The organism is Lentzea kristufekii (genome assembly GCF_033949925.1).
In the GTDB taxonomy this organism is placed as follows: Bacteria; Actinomycetota; Actinomycetes; order Mycobacteriales; family Pseudonocardiaceae; genus Lentzea; species Lentzea kristufekii.
Genome location: NZ_JAXAVV010000018.1, coordinates 114698 through 130437, shown reverse-complemented (window position 1 = coordinate 130437; position 15740 = coordinate 114698). Strand labels below are relative to the sequence as shown.

The following is a 15740-nucleotide window of genomic DNA, read 5'->3' as shown; positions in this document are numbered from 1 at the left end:
GCTCCCTGACTGTCCACAGCGGACAGACCGAAGGCGCCGGGGCTCAGCGCTGACTTCCGGTATCGGATCCGCCCGGCCGGCGTGAGCCGGCGTCAAAACGGGTATCCCGTCCTGATCGCGGGTGTGCGAACCCCGTCGAGCGGAAGTGGTGGAGGCGGTGACCCAGCCGGCCGTTCAGGACCGAACGCCCGCCCGGTCACCCCCTTGTGACGCTGTGTGCACGTCGGCGGTAAGATTCGTTGCTCTGCGTGAGACTTCGGTCGGTGAAAGACCGCGGCACGGGCTCTGTGACGCACCACCCAGGGCGGTTTCCGCGACCGTCACGGGCGTCCTGCAAAAAATTGTCAGCGGGTGCGGATACCCTGCTGGCAGTCCGCACACAATCAGGGAGCAATACCCGTGACCGCAGAGACCCTGTACGGGGCCGACGACCTCACCCATCTGGAAGGTCTGGAGGCCGTACGCAAACGGCCAGGCATGTACATCGGGTCGACCGACAGCCGGGGCATCAACCACCTCTTCAGCGAGATCGTCGACAACTCCACCGACGAGGGCGTCGCGGGCCACGCGACGAAGATCGTGGTGACCCTGCACGCCGACGGCAGTGTCCAGGTCGACGACGACGGCCGCGGCATCCCGACCGAAGTCCACGCGAAGTCCGGTCTGTCCGGTGTGGAACTGGTGCTCACGAAGCTGCACGCCGGCGGCAAGTTCGGCGGCTCCGGCTACAAGACCTCCGGCGGCCTGCACGGCGTCGGCGCCTCCGCCGTCAACGCCCTCTCCCACCGCTACGACGTCACGGTGCGCCGCGGTGGCAAGGTCCACGCGATGTCGTTCGCCCACGGCGTCCCCGGAGTCTTCGACGGCCCCGGCCCCAAGGCCAAGTTCACCCGCCAGAACGGGCTGAACGTCGTCGGCAAGATGAAGCGCAACGAGTCGACCGGCACCTCGACCCGCTACTGGTACGACGCCCGTTACTTCGAGAACGGCGCCGCCCTGGACGTGGAGACCGTCCGCCAGAAGCTGCGCAACACGGCGTTCCTCGTGCCCGGCGTCACCTACGTGCTGCGGACCGCCCTGGAAGACTCGATCTCCGAAGAGGTCTTCCAGTACCCCAACGGCCTCACCGACATGGTCGACTTCCTGGCGCCCGCCGGCGACCGCGCCGTCTCCGGCACGCTGGTGATCACCGGCAGCGGCACCTACTTCGAGAACGCCGCCGACGAGAACGGCGTGATGCGGTCCAAAGTGGAGCGTCAGGCCGAGATCGAGGTCGCACTGCGCTGGGGCACCGGCTACGAGCGCACGGTCGAATGCTTCACCAACACCATCCGCAACGTGCACGGCGGCACGCACCGCCGCGGCTTCGACCGCGCCGTGCTGAAGTCCGTGCAGGACGCCATCTCCAAGACCCGCGGCCTGCTGAAGCCGAAGGAGGAGATGCCGACCCTGGACGACGTGCTCGAAGGCATGACTGCCGTCATCCACGTCCGCATCCCCGAACCGCAGTTCACCTCGCAGACCAAGGACGAGCTCTCCACCGCCGGCATCACCAAGGTGCTGCAGGGCATCGTGGACCAGCAGATCCGCGCCTGGACCGAAGACCGCAAGACCAAGCTCGAAGCCAAGACCGTGCTGCAGAAGGTCGTCGACGCCTCGCGCGTCCGGCTCACCCAGAAGCAGCAGAAGGACGCGGCACGCCGCAAGACCGCGCTGGAGGGCGCGGCGATGCCGGCCAAGCTGGTCGACTGCCGCACCACCGGCGTGGCTCGTTCTGAGCTGTTCCTCGTCGAAGGCGACAGCGCGTTGGGCTGCTTTGTCGGCGAAACCAGGGTTGCACTGGCGTCCGGGAAGTCGCTGTCGTTCCACGAACTGGTCGAGGACTGGCAGCGCGGTGTGACGCACTTCGGATATGCGACCAACAAGGCCGGTCGCGTCGCCGTCGTGCCGTTGGTCGAGCCGCGGCTGACCAAGAAGGGCGCGCAGCTCGTTCGCGTCACCTTGGACAACGGTGAGTCCGTGCGATGCACGCCAGACCACCTGTTCCGGCTGCGTGACGGCTCGTACCGCCGCGCGGACGCCCTGCAGCCCGGCGACTCGCTGATGCCGCTGTACCGGTCGGTGTCCTCGAAGGCGGAGGGACACAACCTCGACGGCTACGAGCGGGTCTGGATGAACGACCGGCAGGAATGGGTCTACACCCACTACCTTGCCGACGCCTACAACCTGCGTCACGGCTTCGACAGGACCGAGGACGGCAACGTCCGGCATCACGTCGACGTCGACAAGCGCAACAACGACCCGCGCAACCTCAAGCGCATGACGTGGGAGGACCACGCAGCGCTGCACGCCGCGATGATGGGCGAGCACGTGCACGAGGGCTACCGCGCATGGCTTGCAGCCGGCGGCACCGAGTTCAAATCCGCGATGCTCTCCGAGCAGTGGAAGAACCCGGATTTCCGCGCCTCCTGCCTCGCTCGGCTCGCTGAGCGCAACCAGGACCCGGAGTTCCGTGCTCGCATCGAGCAGGGCTTCCTGGACTGGTACGCAGCGCTGAGCGATGACGAGAAGGCGGCCTACGCCGAGCGCCTGCGTGCGCTCCAGGCCGAGTACTGGGCCAAGCCCGAGCACCGCGCCGCCGCCGCAGAGAGGGTGCGCGCGTTCTTCACGCAGCCCGGCAAGCGGGAAGAGTGGAGTGAGCGGTCCCTCCTGCAGTGGCAGGACGAGGAACTTCTCGCCTGGCGTTCCCGCACCACGACCGAGCAGTTCGCGGACGCGGCTGAGCGTCAGCGCCAGCGTGACGCAGTCCTCGCGTGGCACGAGAACAACCCGGAGTTCGGCCGCGAGCACTCGGCTCGGATGAAGCAGCGGATGGCTGATGCCTCCACCGGTCACCTGGAGAAGGTCCAGAAGGGTCGTCGCCGGTACGTGGAGTCGACTCCACGCGCTGAGCGGGTCGCCAGGCAGGTCGAAGGCCGTCGGATCGCCGCGCTGAAGCGGATGGCGCCGATGCTGGACACGCCGTCGAACCTCGAGCTGGCGTTGTCCTACGAGCTCGATCGCAAGCAGAACGCGAAGACCGGGCTGAAGTTCCTGAAGGTCCTGGCGCACTACGACGACGACTTCACGCGGCTGCGTGAGGCGGCGTCGATGGTGAACCACTCCGTCGCGTCCGTCGAGGCGTTGCCCGAGCGGGAGGACGTCTACGACCTCACCGTCGACGATTACCACAACTTCGCACTTGAAGCCGGTGTGTTCGTCCACAACAGCGCTCGCATGGCTCGCGTCTCCGAGTACCAGGCGCTGCTTCCCTTGCGCGGCAAGATTCTCAACGTCCAGAAGGCCTCGCTGGCCGACACGTTGCGCAACGCCGAGATCGCGTCCATCGTCCAGGTCCTGGGCGCGGGCACGGGCCGCACCTTCGAGCTGTCCCAGATGCGGTACGGCCGGGTGATCCTGATGGCCGACGCGGACGTCGACGGCAGCCACATCCGCACGTTGCTGATCACGTTGTTCGCCAAGTACATGCGCCCGGTGATCGAGGACGGCCGCCTCTACGCGGCCATGCCCCCGTTGCACAAGGTCATGACGCGCGGCCGCAACGCCGAGACGCACTTCACCTTCACCCAGCGCCAAATGGAGCAGACCGTCGCGAGGCTGGAGAAGGCCGGCAAGACGGTCGTCACGCCGGTGCCGCGGTTCAAGGGCCTGGGCGAGATGGACGCGGACGAGCTGTGGGACACCACGATGAACCCCTCCACCCGCTCGGTCCGGCGCATCACCATGGACGACGTCGAAGCCGCCGAGCAAGCCCTCGAACTGCTGATGGGCGAGAAGGTCGAACCGCGCCGCAACTGGCTCGTCGAGTCCGCCGCACGGGTCGACCAGTCGGCCATCGACCTCTAAGCCTTCAAGAGACAGACGGAGTCACGAAGTCATGGCACGCCGCAAGGGACCCACGACCAAGGTCGACCCAGCCGCGTTCGACCGGGCCGGCGCCAAGGTGCTCGACAACTCGCTGAAGACGGAGATCGAGGACTCGTACCTGGAGTACGCGTACTCGGTCATCCACTCGCGGGCACTGCCGGACGCGCGGGACGGCCTCAAGCCGGTGCACCGGCGCATCCTGTACTCGATGCACGAGGCCGGCTACCGGCCGAACCACGCGTACGTGAAGTCGTCACGCGTCGTCGGGGACACAATGGGCAAGTTCCATCCTCACGGCGACACGGCGATCTACGACGCGTTGGTCCGCCTCGCTCAGGACTTCAGCCTCAACGAGCCGCTCATCGACGGCCACGGCAACTTCGGCAGCCCGGACGACGGCCCGGCCGCGTCCCGGTACACCGAGTGCCGCATGTCCCCGGTCGCCATGCAGCTGGTCGGTGAGCTGAACGAGGACACGGTCGACTTCCGGCCGAACTACGACGGTTCGCTGCAGGAGCCGGCCGTGCTGCCGGCGGCGTTCCCGAACCTGCTGGTCAACGGCACGTCCGGCATCGCGGTCGGCATGGCCACGAACATGATCCCGCACAACCTCCGCGAGATCGTGGGCGCGGCGCGGTGGCTCATCAACCACCCCGGCGCGGACCTCGACAAGCTCATGGAGTTCGTGCCGGGGCCCGACCTGCCGACCGGTGGCATCCTGCTCGGTCTCGACGAGGTCCGGAAGGCCTACGAGACCGGTCGTGGTGTCGTCCGCATGCGCGCCAAGGTCGAGATCGGCCCGCTGGAGGGCAGCCGTGGCCGTCAGGCCATCACGGTCACCGAGCTGCCGTACGGCGTGGGCTCGGAGCGGATCGTCGAGAAGATCACCGACGAGGTCAACAAGTCCAAGCGCCTCACGGGCATCGCGGACGTCAAGGACCTCACCGACCGCGAGAACGGCATCCGCCTCGTCATCGAGTGCAAGGTCGGTGTCAACCCGCAGGCCCTGCTCGCCGACCTCTACCGGCTGACGCCGATGGAGCAGTCGTTCGGCATCAACAACCTGGTGCTGGTGGGCGGCCAGCCGCAGACGCTGGGCCTCAAGGAACTGCTGGAGGTCTTCCTCCAGCACCGCTACGAGGTCGTCACTCGGCGCACGAAGTTCCGGCGCCGCAAGCGCGAGGAACGCCTGCACCTCGTCGAGGGCCTTCTGCTGGCCCTGCTCGACATCGACAAGGTCATCAAGCTGATCCGGGGCAGCGAGAACGCGGCGGCCGCCAAGGACGGCCTGATGAAGCAGTTCAAGCTGTCGGAGATCCAGGCCTCCTACATCCTCGACACGCCGCTGCGCCGCCTCACCCGCTACGACAAGCTCGAACTCGAGAGCGAGCAGGAGAAGCTGCGCAAGGAGATCGCGGAACTGAGCGCGATCCTGGACGACGAGGGCGTTCTCAAGAAGCTCGTGTCGAGCGAACTCGCCACCGTGGCCAAGGAACTGGGCGGCGAGCGCCGGACCAGCCTCATCGACGGTGACCTCAAGGAGGTGCTGGCGGCGTCGAAGCCCGCCGGTCCGCTGGAGGTCGCGGACGACCCGTGCCAGGTCATCCTGAGCGCCACCGGCCTCGTCGCGCGCACCGCCGCCGAGTCGGAGGAGGCCTCCGAGGGCAAGCGCCGGGCGGGCCGCGTGAAACACGACGCGGTGTCGGCCGTGGTGCACTCCACGGCGCGAGGCCAGGTCGTCCTCATCTCGAACCTGGGCCGCGCCTTCAAGACGGACGTGCTGCCACTACCCGTGCTGCCAGAGCAGAGCGGGACGGTCTCGATGCGCGGCGGCATGGCGGCGTCCGAGCTGGTGCCGCTCGACAAGGGTGAGAAGGTCGTCGGCATCGCACCGCTCGACCCGAAGGACTCGCCGGGCATGGCGCTCGGCACGAAGCTGGGCACCGTGAAGATCTGCGTCCCGGAGTGGCCGGTCCGCTCGGACGAGTTCGAGGTCATCTCGCTCAAGGACGGCGACGAGATCGTCGGCTGCACCTGGCTCACCGACGGCAGCGAAACCCTCGCGTTCGTCAGTTCCGACTCGTCACTCCTGCGCTACGACGCGAAACTCGTGCGGCCCCAGGGCCTCAAGGGCGGCGGCATGGCGGGCATCAACCTGAGCGGCGACGCACACGTGGTGTTCTTCGGTGCGATCCGCACGGACGACGACGAACACGGCGAGCCGATGGTCGTCACCTCGTCCGGCCAGAGCGTCAAGGTCACCCCGTTCAGCGAGTACCCGGCCAAGGGCCGCGCGACGAACGGCGTGCGGTCGCAACGCTTCCTCAAGGGCGAGACGCACCTGGTGCTCGCGTGGATCGGCTCCCGCCCGGCGGGGGCGGACGACAAGGGCGCGCCGGTGGAGTTGCCGGCCATCGACCCGCGTCGCGACGGCTCCGGCCACGCGCACCCCGGTCCGGACGTGATCGGACATCTGATCGAACGGGACTAGCAAGGCTCGGCAGCCGGCGAGACCTGCTCGCCGGCTGTCCCGTGCCCGGGGCAGGCCTCAGAGCTGGACGGCCTTGATGGCGCCCGCCCACGGCTCGGCCTCGAGGTGCGTCAGGTCCGGGTTGGCGCCGAGAAGGCCGGCGGCCGCGGACACGAGCCGCTGGAACGGCAGCACGGTGACGAGCGGGCGCGCGAGCGGGTGGGTTTCGGCGAAGCGCACGTCGCCGGTCTCGGAGACGGTGAACGTGGTCGCGCCCAGGGTGTCGAGCAGGCCTCGCAGGTCCGCGGTCCTGCCGCCGTCGTCGGGGGAGCCGATGAGGAACGCGGCCGTGGACGAGGAGAACACGGCGGGGGTGCCGTGCAGCGCGAACTCCGTGTGCAGGCCCTCGGCCCAGCGGTAGGTGCCTTCCTTGAGCTTCAGCGCTGCCTCGTCCGCCGTGATCGCGTCGAGTGCGGTGCCGGTGACCAGCGTCGGGGTGCCGGTGACGACGGCGTTCACCGCGTCGGACGGCAGGGGCAGGGGCAGCGTCTGACGCATCGCTTCGGGTGCGTCGGCGAGGGCCTTGGCGAGGTCGGCCGAGTCGAACGTCTGCGCCACCAGGCTGCCCAGCACGGCCAGTGCGGCCGTGTAGGAGACGGTGTGCGTGCTGGCCTTCTCCTGCGGGCAGGTGCGGACGACCGCGTCGGCGACGGGGGAGTTGACGCCCGCGCCGGTGATCGCGATCGTGGCGGCGCCTGCCTCGCGGGCTCGCGCCAGCACCTCGTTCGGGTACCGCTTGGTGCCGCGGTGGCTCACCACGACGACCTGGTCGGACGGCTGCACAGACTCGGTCAGCGCCAGGTCGTGCGCGTCCAGGGCGGCCGGGCGGACGCGACCTCCGGTGACGATCCTCGTCCACGCCGCCGCGATCCGGCAGGCGTGCAGCGACGTGCCGATGCCCGTGAAGACGATCGGGCGGTCCGGGTCGAGTGCCGGCAGGCCGGTGCCGAGCAGGGACGCGACCACGTCCGGCTGCTGGGCGACGTGCTGGTCGAAGGCGAGGTCGGTCATGCGGTGGCGTCCTGTTCGTCCTGGTAGCGCGGCAGGTTCTCGGTGAAGATCAGCTGGAAGACGGCGAGGTTCACCAGCTTGCCCAGCTTGACCCCGATGTGCTGGATCACGCCGGTGCGCACGAACCCGTACCGCTCGATCATCCTGATCGACGCGATGTTCGTGTCCGTGTTGAAGCTGATGATCGTGCTGTAGCCCTCCTCGCGCGCGAAGTCCACCAGGTGCCCGGTCAGCGCGCTGCCGACGCCCATGCCCTGTGCGCCGGGTGCGATGTAGATCGAGATCTCCGTGCTGGGAAAGTACCCGCCGCGCGTCGCGAACGGGCTCAGGGTGCCGTAGCCGATGACTTCGCCGTCGCGTTCGGCGACCACGGCGGCGTTGCGCCCGCTGTGGGCTGCCAGCCACGCCGACATCTGGTCCGGCGTCTTCTCGTCGGTGTCGAGGGTGGCGTCGGTGTGCAGCACCGCGTGGTTGTAGATCGCCCGCGCGGCCTCCAGATCGGCGGCGGTGGCGTCCCGGATGGTCGTCGCGACGGACGTGGTCATCGCAGCAGAGCTCCTTCAAGCAGGCCGAGTTCCTCGAAACGGTCGCGTGCGGCGGGATCGTCGAGCACGCCGACGGACGCGAAGTGGCGCAACGTGAGCCGTGCGGTGTCCCGGGCGTACTCGCGCACCGTGTGCTCGTCGTACACCTCGGCGAGCACCTGCTCCGCGTCGTCGCGGGACAGGCCGTAGCCGAGCAGTTCCTCGCGCACGGCGGGCAGGTCCGGGTGCAGGAACGCGAGCACCAGGTCGGGCAGCAGCGGACCGAGCTCACGGCGGACGGCGGGATCGAGCTGTGCCCACAGGTACTTCAGGAACGACGCGAAGTACGCGTGGTGGCGGCCCTCGTCCTGGGCGTGGTCGCGGATGGTGTCGCGCACGGCGGCGTGCACGCGCGGGTCCTCGGGAACCTCCGCCAGCGTGGCCGAGATCAACGTCTCCGAGCACACCACGAACAGCAGCTCCGCGAGGGGCCGCAGTTCCGGTGCCAGCGAGTCCTGGATCTGCCGCAGGCGCGTGGTGAAGTACGGCTCGGCCACCAGCTTCGGGGCGATGCCCGTCCGCGCCCGCACCTGCCGCAGCAGGTCGGCGGAGAACACGGCGTGGTAGGCCTCGTCGCAGTAGATCTTGTACGCGTCGAAGACCATCTCTTCGGGCAGTTCGACGCCCACGGTCCGGTGGGCGATGCCCAGCACCGTGCGGTTCACGACCAGGTGTTCCAGCTTGGTCGTGAAGTCCAGGTACCGGTACAGGTGCTGGGTCAGCACCTCGCCGAAGACGTCACCGGGCAGTGCGCGGACGAGCGCGTGCCTCGCGAGCGGGACCAGGTCGGGTGAGAACGCGTGCTTGTCCTCACCGTCCTCCAGCACGCGCCGGGGGGCCTGCCGCACGCTGGAACGTTCGAACCAGGTGGCGAACGGCGAGCGGTACTCGGGCACGTCCTCGGGGACCGTGCCGTCGTCCGGCGCGGTGGTGGCGGCGGCGAGTGCGGCCAGCGCCTTCTTCGGACACGCCGCGAGCGCGGGACAACCGATGAACAGTCCGGCTATCCCGCACACGGCGACCCGTTTCTCCGGTACACGCCAACGCCTTCGGAGGTCGGGAACACCTGGTGCACGTCGTAGTGCTCGTCCAGGTACGCCGTCCACCTGGCGTACTGCGCCTCGTTGTTCGCGATCCGGCCCGCGAAGTAGGCGTTGTCGGTGAGGTTCTGCAGCAACACGTTGTGCGCCACCAGAAGCGCGCCCTGCGGCAGCGCATGGCTGATCGCCCGCGTGTGCGGGTAGTAGATCGCCTTGTCGCGCAGGTCGGGGTCCGGTGCGTCGAGCGGGCCCTCCGCGTCCAGCACGCACAGGTCCACGTCGCTGAGCGTGCGCGCGTACTCGGTGGCGTCGGCCACCACGAAGTCGACGAGGTGCGAGTAGCCGAGCTCGGCGATGTTGCGCTCCGCCAGCGCCATCACGTCCGGGTCGATGTCGACCAGGGTGACGCGCCCGCCCGCGGCGGCCACGGCGGGCAGCGCCCAGACCGCCCAGTACCCGTAGTAGGAGCCGAGGAAGACGGCGTTGCGCGGCCTCGTCCGATGGGCCAGCGCGAACATCAGCCGCGCTTCCTCCGGGAAGATGAACGTGGTCCGGTCGCCGTGGTCCCATTTCTTCGAGACCAGTTCCGCGAAGTCCTCGAATTCGTCCACCGGATAGTCGGTGTCCGCGATCAGCCCGTTTTTCGCGAGCGCGGCGAGAACGTTCGTCACGCAGGCGTGATCATCCGGCGGAAAACGAGTGGACAGGCTCTGCTTGTCCAGGTTGAGCCCGAGCTCGCTCAACGCCTCGAACTGTGATTCCACCCAGCGCGAGTAGTCCGGACGGGTCATGAGCCCGTCGCGGAAATCCCGGTACTCGACGTGGTTGCGCAAAGCGGTGTCGATGATGGCGTGCGCCGTCCCCGACCGCAAGATGCCAGTCATGTGAATCCCCCTGTTGGCAGCGACTATAGGCGGGGATCTTGCTTTGTTCGCAACGATATGTGCCCTAGGTCACCGCAGGTTTCCGCATGCTGGCCGGCGGCGTGGTTCAGATGGTGAGCCGCTGCCGCCATTCCGTGCATCGCCGCAGGTAGGGCGGCAGATCGAAGCTGTCCCTGGTCCAATCGAGTGAAAGAATTCCCCATTCGGCGTCAGCTTGGGCGCCGGCGATGTACGTCCAGCCGCGGCCGACGTCGAGGTCGAGTTCGCGCAGCTCGTAGGAAGGCGCTTCGAACGCGTCGAGGATTCGCCATTCGTCGTGGGTGAGCCCGAGGATCAGGACGCCCTCCGCCGCTCCGTCGCCCGGAACGAGAACCGGGAACGGCCGGTCTCGCAAAGCTGCGATACGCCATCCGGAGGCTTTCGCGGTGACGAGTTCCGGAACGCGACCGAGAAGCACCTGGAGCACTTCGGGAAACGTGAGACTCCCGTAGGCGAACAATACGTCGGGCCGGCACGACAGCCGATTGCCCTCGGTGGCGACGGTCATGACGCCGACTGTTCCAGGCGGTCTCCCGGCGGGATGTGGAAATGGTACCAAACGGTGGGTGAGTTCCGCCACAGCGTATTGCGGGTGGAATGGGCCCGTGTGACGGTGCGCGGGTGAACAGCGCGCCGCGGGGGAGCGGCTTCGGACTGCTGTGGGCCGGTCAGACGGCCAGCGTGGTGGGCGGCCAGGTCAGTGACGTGTCGGTGCGCCTGCTGGCGGCGACCGCGCTCGCGGCGACGCCGTTCCAGCTGGGTCTGTTGTCCGCCGCCCAGACGATCGGCTTCCTGCTCATCGCCCTGCCGGCGGGGGTGCTGGCCGACCGGGTGCGCCGCCGTCCCGTGCTCATCGCCTGCGACCTGCTGCGCGCGGGCCTGCTGGCGCTCGTGCCGTTGCTGTGGTGGTTCGACCTGCTGGCGTTCCCGCAGTTGCTGGTCGTGGTGTTCGCCGCCGGGCTCGCGCAGGTCGTGTTCGACGTGACGTACCAGTCGTACGTTCCGGCGCTGGTCGGCCGCACGGCACTGGTGACGGCCAACGGAAGGCTCGAGTCCAGCCGGTCGACGGCGGTCGCCGCGGGGCCGGCGCTCGGTGGTGTGCTGTCGCAGGCTCTCGGTGCAGCGAACGCGGTGTTCCTGACCTCGGTCGGGTATCTCGCCTCCGCGTTCCTGCTGTCCCGCATTCCCGTGGTGGAGGAACGGCCGGTGCGCGCGGAGAAGCGCTCGCTGCGGACCGAGATCGCCGAGGGCCTGAAGTTCGTGCTGGGCAACAGGTTGCTGCGTGCGACCACGGCGGCGGCCACGATCTTCAACTTCAGCTACGGCATCACGCAGCCGTTGGTCGTCGTGTTGCTGGTGGGAGAACTGCGGCTGTCCGAGTCGATGGTCGGCCTGATGCTGGCGCTCGCCGGTGTGGGCGGGTTGATCGGCGCGCTGGTCGCCGGGCGCATCGCCGACTCGATCGGCCGCTCGCGTGCGATCTGGGTGTCCGAGTTCGCGTGCGTGCCCGCGTTCCTGTTGCTGCCGCTGACCTTCCCCGGCTGGGGGCTGGCGTTCTTCGCGGCCGGTTTCTTCCTGCTGCACCTGATCCTGTCGGTGTTCAACGTGTCGAACCTCAGCTTCCGCCAGGCGATCTGTCCCGACCACCTGCTGGGCCGCATGAACGCGAGCGTGCGGTTCCTGATGTGGGGCGCCCTGCCGCTGGGAGCCGTCGTGGGCGGCGTGCTCGGCACCGCGCTCGGCGCCCGCTGGTCGCTCGTGATCGCCGCGGCCGGTTTCCTCTGCGCGGCACTGGTCCTGCTGGCCTCGCCGTTGCGCAAGCTGCGGGACCTGCCGCAGGCGGTGACCGCGTGAACCCGGTGACGGCGCGGTACGTCGCGGATCCCGCGCTGGCCGGCGCGGTCGCCGCGGCGGACCTGCCGCCCGCCTACCGGCACTACTGGTCGGGCACCCTGTTGTCCCGCCCGCTCTTCGTGCCGGAGCCCGACCTGCTGGCGTGCGCCCGCGACGCGATCGCCGTGCTGGATCTGCTGGGTTCGTTGCCGCGGCGCGTGTTCGACGGTGACGTGACGCGGTACTGCGCGACGCTGGGCATCGATCCCGTGACGTCCGGGTTGCTCTCGTCCTACTACGACGGCCCGCCCGTGCACTACGGCCGCGCGGACTTCTACCGCGACGGCTCCTCGTTCACCATGCTGGAGTTCAACGTCGCCAGCGACCTGGGCGGCCTGGACAACGCCTCGCTGCACCAGGCGTTGCTCGGTGTGCCCGCGTTCGCCTCGTTCGCCGAGGAACACGGACTGGGCCACGTCGACACCGCGGCGGAGGTCGTGCGGTCGCTGCGGGCGGCGTCCGCGGTGCCGGACCCGGTGGTGGCGTTGCTGTGCGCGGACGCCGACCTGCCCGCGTACCGCGACCTCCTCGGCTCGTTCGTCGAGGCGTTCTCCCGGCTCGGCCTGCACGCGGTGGCCGGCGGGCTGAGCGAGGTGCGCACCCGTTCCGGGCGGCTGTTCGTCGGCGACACGCGAGCCGACGTCGTGCTGCGGTACTTCACCGTGGACCACGTGCCGGCGAACTCCGAGGTGATCGCGCAGATCCTGCGTGCGCACGAGAACGGCACGTGCGCGCTCTTCACGCCGATGAGCAGCTCCCTGTGGTCCAACAAGGGAGCGCTGGCGCTGCTGTCCGACGCGCGGTGGACGTCAGAAGCCGAACGGGCACTGGTCGACAGGGTGCTGCCCTGGACGAGGCCGCTCACCGCCGACCTCGTGGACCAGTGCGTCGACGAGCGCGAGAGCCTGATCGTGAAGCCTCCACGCGACTTCGGTGGCCACGGTGTCGTGGCGGGCTGGGAAACGCCGGAGACCGCCTGGAAGGAGTTGCTGGACCAGGCGGTTCGGCGGTCCTACGTCGTGCAACGGCGCGTGACCGCCGAACCGGAACCGGTGGCCGACCCGGAGACCGGGGAGGTGCGGGAGTGGATCCCGGCCTGGGGTCTGTTCGTGACACCGGAAGGCTTCGCCGGCACGTTCATCCGCGCTGTGCCGCAGGGTGGTGGCGCGGTCGTGAACCTCGGTGCCAACTCCAAGGCCAGGGTGGCCGCCGCGTTCACCTGCCAGCCGCGGATCTGCCGAGACGCGCCTAGAGGCCGAAGCCGCCGGACACCTCGACGTTCTGGGCGGTGATCCACCGTCCGTCGTCGCCCACGAGCGCCGCGATCGCCACCGCCACGTCGTCGGGCTCGCCCACCCGGCCCAGCGCGGTGTTGGCGGCCAGCGCGGGGATCACCTCGGGGAACTTCTCGAAGGCGTCGTCGCCCAGCCTGGTGCGGGTGGCACCGGGGGAGACGGAGTTGACGCGGATGCGCCGCGGGCTGAGTTCCTTGGCCAGGTAGCGCGTCAGCACGACCAGGGCGCCCTTCATGGTGGCGTAGCCGGAGTAACCGGGTTCGGCGTGTTCGGTGGAGCTGCTGGTCGTGTTGACCACCGCGCCACCGTCCGCGAGGAGCGGCAGCAGCGTCTGGGTGAGGAAGAACGGGCCCTTGAGCAGCACTCGGTAGAACCTGTCGAACAGGTCCTCGGTGGTGTCGGGGAACAGGGCGGTCTGGGCGAAGCCCGCGTTGTTGACGAGAACGTCGAACTCGTCGCGGCCCCAGCCGCGCAGCACCTCGGCGACCTGGTCCCGGAACGCCGCGAAGGTGTCGCTGCGGCCGACGTCCAGGTGCAGCGCGGTGGCCTTGCCGCCGTTCTGCTCGATGGCCGTGACGGCCTGCTTGGCGCCCGCCTCGTTCGAGCTGTAGGTGAGGATCACGGCGGCGCCTCGCCCGGCCAGTTCCACCGCAGTGCTCCAGCCGATGCCCGAGCTGCCACCGGTCACGATCGCGACTGACATTTTCCTACCGCCTGTCCTGGTCTGCTTGGTTTGGGATGAACCAAGCAGACCAGGTGAGGTGGTGTCGCGAGGAGATCAAAGCTGTCGGCTTCTTGCCTGATCCTCCCAAAAAGGGCTCGGGCTACTCGATGTGCAGGCTCTGGATCTTCGCCTCCGCGACGATGCGGTCCGCCTCGTCACGGGCGACGTTGCGCAGTTCGGCCAGGGCGCGCATCGCCTCGGCCCGGCGGGCCGACATCGCGAGCCGGAAGTCCTCGCGGATCCCCTCGCGCTTCGCGGCCGCCTCCTCGTCGAGCCGGCGGGCTCGTTGTTCGGCCTCGCCCACGATCATCAACGCTTTGAGCTGGGCATCCCTGATGACCTCACGGCGTTCTTCCTCGGCCAGGGCGACCATCCGGGCGAGCCGTTCCGGCAGGCCCTTCAGGTCGATCGGGGTCAGGCAGATGCGGTGCAGGCCGTCCTGCAGGGCGGCGTTCTCCTCCTGGACCGAGACCAGTCTGGCGGCCAGGGCCTCCGCACGGGCCTCCGACGCGTCGCGGTCGGCTGTGACCAGGCGAAGCTCGGCTTCCAGCTCGGCGACGTAGTCGTCCACCTCGTCGCGGTCGTAACCGCGCCATCGGAGCCCGAACCACGTGCGCAGCGGTACGAGCTCAGTCCTGCTGTCGACACTCACTGCCGTCTCCTCTGCCTCCCGCGAGTCAGTCCTGACAAGGGGTACGTACAGGGCGCGACATCGGTTCTAACGGGTTCACCAGGCACAATGTGGACGTGAACAACAAACTGTGCCCCTGCGGTACCGGTCAGTCCTATGTGGACTGTTGCGGTGCGCTGCACTCCGGAGCCCGCAAGGCGGCCACCGCCGAGCAGCTGATGCGTTCTCGCTACAGCGCTTTCGCCGTGTCCGATGAGGACTACCTGCTGCGCACGTGGGCCGCGAAGCACCGTCCCTCGAGTGCCGGGATCGACTCGACCGACCGCTGGTTGAAGCTCGAAATCCTGGCGACGGAGAACGGCGGTCTGCTCCAGGCCGAGGGTGTGGTGGAGTTCCGGGCGCATTATGTCGGCGGCGTCGTGCACGAGCGGAGCAAGTTCATCAGGGAGAACGGCCAGTGGGTGTACGCGGAGGGCTTGGAATGAGCACGGTGACGGTCGCGAGCAGGTTCAACGGGCCTCCCGGCATGGGCAACGGCGGGTACTCGGCCGGGCTGCTCGCCGCGCACGTCGACGCCCCGACGGTGAGCGTCCGGTTGCGCAAGCCGGTGCCGCTGGACCGCGAGATGCAGGTCAGGGACGGGCAGTTGCTCGACGGTGACGTCGTGATCGCCTCGGCCGAGCCCGCCGCGCTCGACCTGGAGGTTCCCGCCGCGCCGACGCTCGACGAGGCGCTGAAGGCCTCCGCGAAGGTGCCGTGGCGCGACAAGCACCCGTTCCCGACGTGCTTCGGCTGCGGTCCCGGCCGCGAGGACGGCATCGCCGCGCTGCTCGGCCCGCTCGACGGCCGCAGTGAGTGGGCCGGCGTGTGGACGCCGACGGACATCCTGCCGAACGACGGGGTCGGCGTGCTGCCGGAGATCGTCTGGGCCGCGCTCGACTGTCCGTCCGCGCAGCCCGTGGCACCGGACGGGGGTCCGGCGTTCGTGCTCGGCACCTTCGTCGCCCAGGTGGAGCAGCCGGTCGAACTGGGCGTGGACCACGTGCTCCTGGCGTGGGAGCTTGGGAAGGACGGGCGCAAGGCCTACTCGGCGTCCGCCATCATCGGGCCTCACGGAGTGTGTGGACGAGCACGGGCCGTGTGGGTATCGATCGGATGAGATCAAATAACCCGACTGGGTGA

13 protein-coding genes are annotated in these 15740 nt (G+C 68.9%); 6 read left to right on the top strand and 7 right to left on the bottom strand.

All coding sequences use genetic code 11. From position 1 onward, the window contains the following. Positions 1 to 399 precede the first annotated feature (399 nt). Positions 400 to 3906 (top strand): ATP-binding protein, encoded by a 3507-nt coding sequence (locus tag SK571_RS31775; protein ID WP_319987777.1) that lies wholly within the window; start codon positions 400 to 402, stop codon positions 3904 to 3906. A 31-nt stretch (positions 3907 to 3937) separates the two neighbouring features. Further along, positions 3938 to 6418, top strand: a complete 2481-nt coding sequence (locus SK571_RS31770) for a DNA gyrase/topoisomerase IV subunit A (protein WP_319987776.1) — start codon at positions 3938 to 3940, stop codon at positions 6416 to 6418. Between the two features lie 57 nt (positions 6419 to 6475). Here SK571_RS31770 and SK571_RS31765 read toward each other — a convergent pair whose 3' ends face one another. The 5 genes from SK571_RS31765 to SK571_RS31745 all read right to left on the bottom strand — a co-directional run bounded on the left by SK571_RS31765 (position 6476) and on the right by SK571_RS31745 (position 10523). Continuing rightward, positions 6476 to 7468 carry an SIS domain-containing protein gene (locus tag SK571_RS31765; protein ID WP_319987775.1) on the bottom strand — a complete coding sequence of 331 codons (993 nt, stop codon included), beginning with the start codon at positions 7466 to 7468 and terminating at the stop codon, positions 6476 to 6478. After that, on the bottom strand, positions 7465 to 8013 hold the full coding sequence (locus SK571_RS31760) for a GNAT family N-acetyltransferase (protein ID WP_319987774.1): 549 nt from the start codon (positions 8011 to 8013) through the stop codon (positions 7465 to 7467). Before SK571_RS31760 ends, SK571_RS31765 begins: the two co-directional genes overlap by 4 nt. Then, positions 8010 to 9068 carry a diiron oxygenase gene (locus tag SK571_RS31755; protein WP_319987773.1) on the bottom strand — a complete coding sequence of 353 codons (1059 nt, stop codon included), beginning with the start codon at positions 9066 to 9068 and terminating at the stop codon, positions 8010 to 8012. The genes SK571_RS31760 and SK571_RS31755 overlap by 4 nt, the downstream gene beginning before the upstream one ends. Next, positions 9056 to 9976 carry an O-methyltransferase gene (locus SK571_RS31750; protein ID WP_319987772.1) on the bottom strand — a complete coding sequence of 307 codons (921 nt, stop codon included), beginning with the start codon at positions 9974 to 9976 and terminating at the stop codon, positions 9056 to 9058. Before SK571_RS31750 ends, SK571_RS31755 begins: the two co-directional genes overlap by 13 nt. A gap of 106 nt (positions 9977 to 10082) precedes the next feature. Further along, positions 10083 to 10523, bottom strand: a complete 441-nt coding sequence (locus SK571_RS31745; RefSeq protein WP_319987771.1) for a gamma-glutamylcyclotransferase family protein — start codon at positions 10521 to 10523, stop codon at positions 10083 to 10085. 113 nt (positions 10524 to 10636) lie between these two features. Here SK571_RS31745 and SK571_RS31740 point away from each other — a divergent pair, with 113 nt between their 5' ends. Beyond that, positions 10637 to 11869 carry an MFS transporter gene (locus SK571_RS31740; RefSeq protein ID WP_319987770.1) on the top strand — a complete coding sequence of 411 codons (1233 nt, stop codon included), beginning with the start codon at positions 10637 to 10639 and terminating at the stop codon, positions 11867 to 11869. Continuing rightward, positions 11866 to 13200 (top strand): hypothetical protein, encoded by a 1335-nt coding sequence (locus SK571_RS31735; protein WP_319987769.1) that lies wholly within the window; start codon positions 11866 to 11868, stop codon positions 13198 to 13200. The genes SK571_RS31740 and SK571_RS31735 overlap by 4 nt, the downstream gene beginning before the upstream one ends. Here the strand turns inward: SK571_RS31735 and SK571_RS31730 are convergent. Next, on the bottom strand, positions 13157 to 13906 hold the full coding sequence (locus SK571_RS31730; RefSeq protein WP_319987768.1) for an SDR family NAD(P)-dependent oxidoreductase: 750 nt from the start codon (positions 13904 to 13906) through the stop codon (positions 13157 to 13159). The two genes, SK571_RS31735 and SK571_RS31730, sit on opposite strands and share 44 nt — an antisense overlap. Positions 13907 to 14027: 121 nt before the next feature. Continuing rightward, positions 14028 to 14579, bottom strand: coding sequence for a DivIVA domain-containing protein (locus tag SK571_RS31725; RefSeq protein WP_319987767.1), 552 nt, complete (start codon positions 14577 to 14579; stop codon positions 14028 to 14030). Between the two features lie 95 nt (positions 14580 to 14674). On the opposite strand from SK571_RS31725, the gene SK571_RS31720 reads away from it, so the two are divergent. Beyond that, the gene (locus SK571_RS31720) at positions 14675 to 15043 is read left to right on the top strand and encodes a YchJ family protein (protein ID WP_319987766.1); all 369 of its coding nucleotides are present in this window, start codon (positions 14675 to 14677) and stop codon (positions 15041 to 15043) included. Next, positions 15040 to 15717, top strand: a complete 678-nt coding sequence (locus SK571_RS31715) for a hypothetical protein (RefSeq protein ID WP_319987765.1) — start codon at positions 15040 to 15042, stop codon at positions 15715 to 15717. Before SK571_RS31720 ends, SK571_RS31715 begins: the two co-directional genes overlap by 4 nt. Positions 15718 to 15740: the final 23 nt, after the last annotated feature.

What these genes read in the sequence shown, in the direction of transcription:
- SK571_RS31715 (WP_319987765.1), top strand. Translation starts at nt 15,040, where the DNA reads ATGAGCACGGTGACGGTCGCGAGCAGGTTCAACGGGCCTCCCGGCATG.
- SK571_RS31770 (WP_319987776.1), top strand. Translation starts at nt 3,938, where the DNA reads ATGGCACGCCGCAAGGGACCCACGACCAAGGTCGACCCAGCCGCGTTC.
- SK571_RS31760 (WP_319987774.1), bottom strand. Translation starts at nt 8,013, where the DNA reads ATGACCACGTCCGTCGCGACGACCATCCGGGACGCCACCGCCGCCGAT.
- SK571_RS31750 (WP_319987772.1), bottom strand. Translation starts at nt 9,976, where the DNA reads ATGACTGGCATCTTGCGGTCGGGGACGGCGCACGCCATCATCGACACC.
- SK571_RS31745 (WP_319987771.1), bottom strand. Translation starts at nt 10,523, where the DNA reads ATGACCGTCGCCACCGAGGGCAATCGGCTGTCGTGCCGGCCCGACGTA.
- SK571_RS31730 (WP_319987768.1), bottom strand. Translation starts at nt 13,906, where the DNA reads ATGTCAGTCGCGATCGTGACCGGTGGCAGCTCGGGCATCGGCTGGAGC.
- SK571_RS31765 (WP_319987775.1), bottom strand. Translation starts at nt 7,468, where the DNA reads ATGACCGACCTCGCCTTCGACCAGCACGTCGCCCAGCAGCCGGACGTG.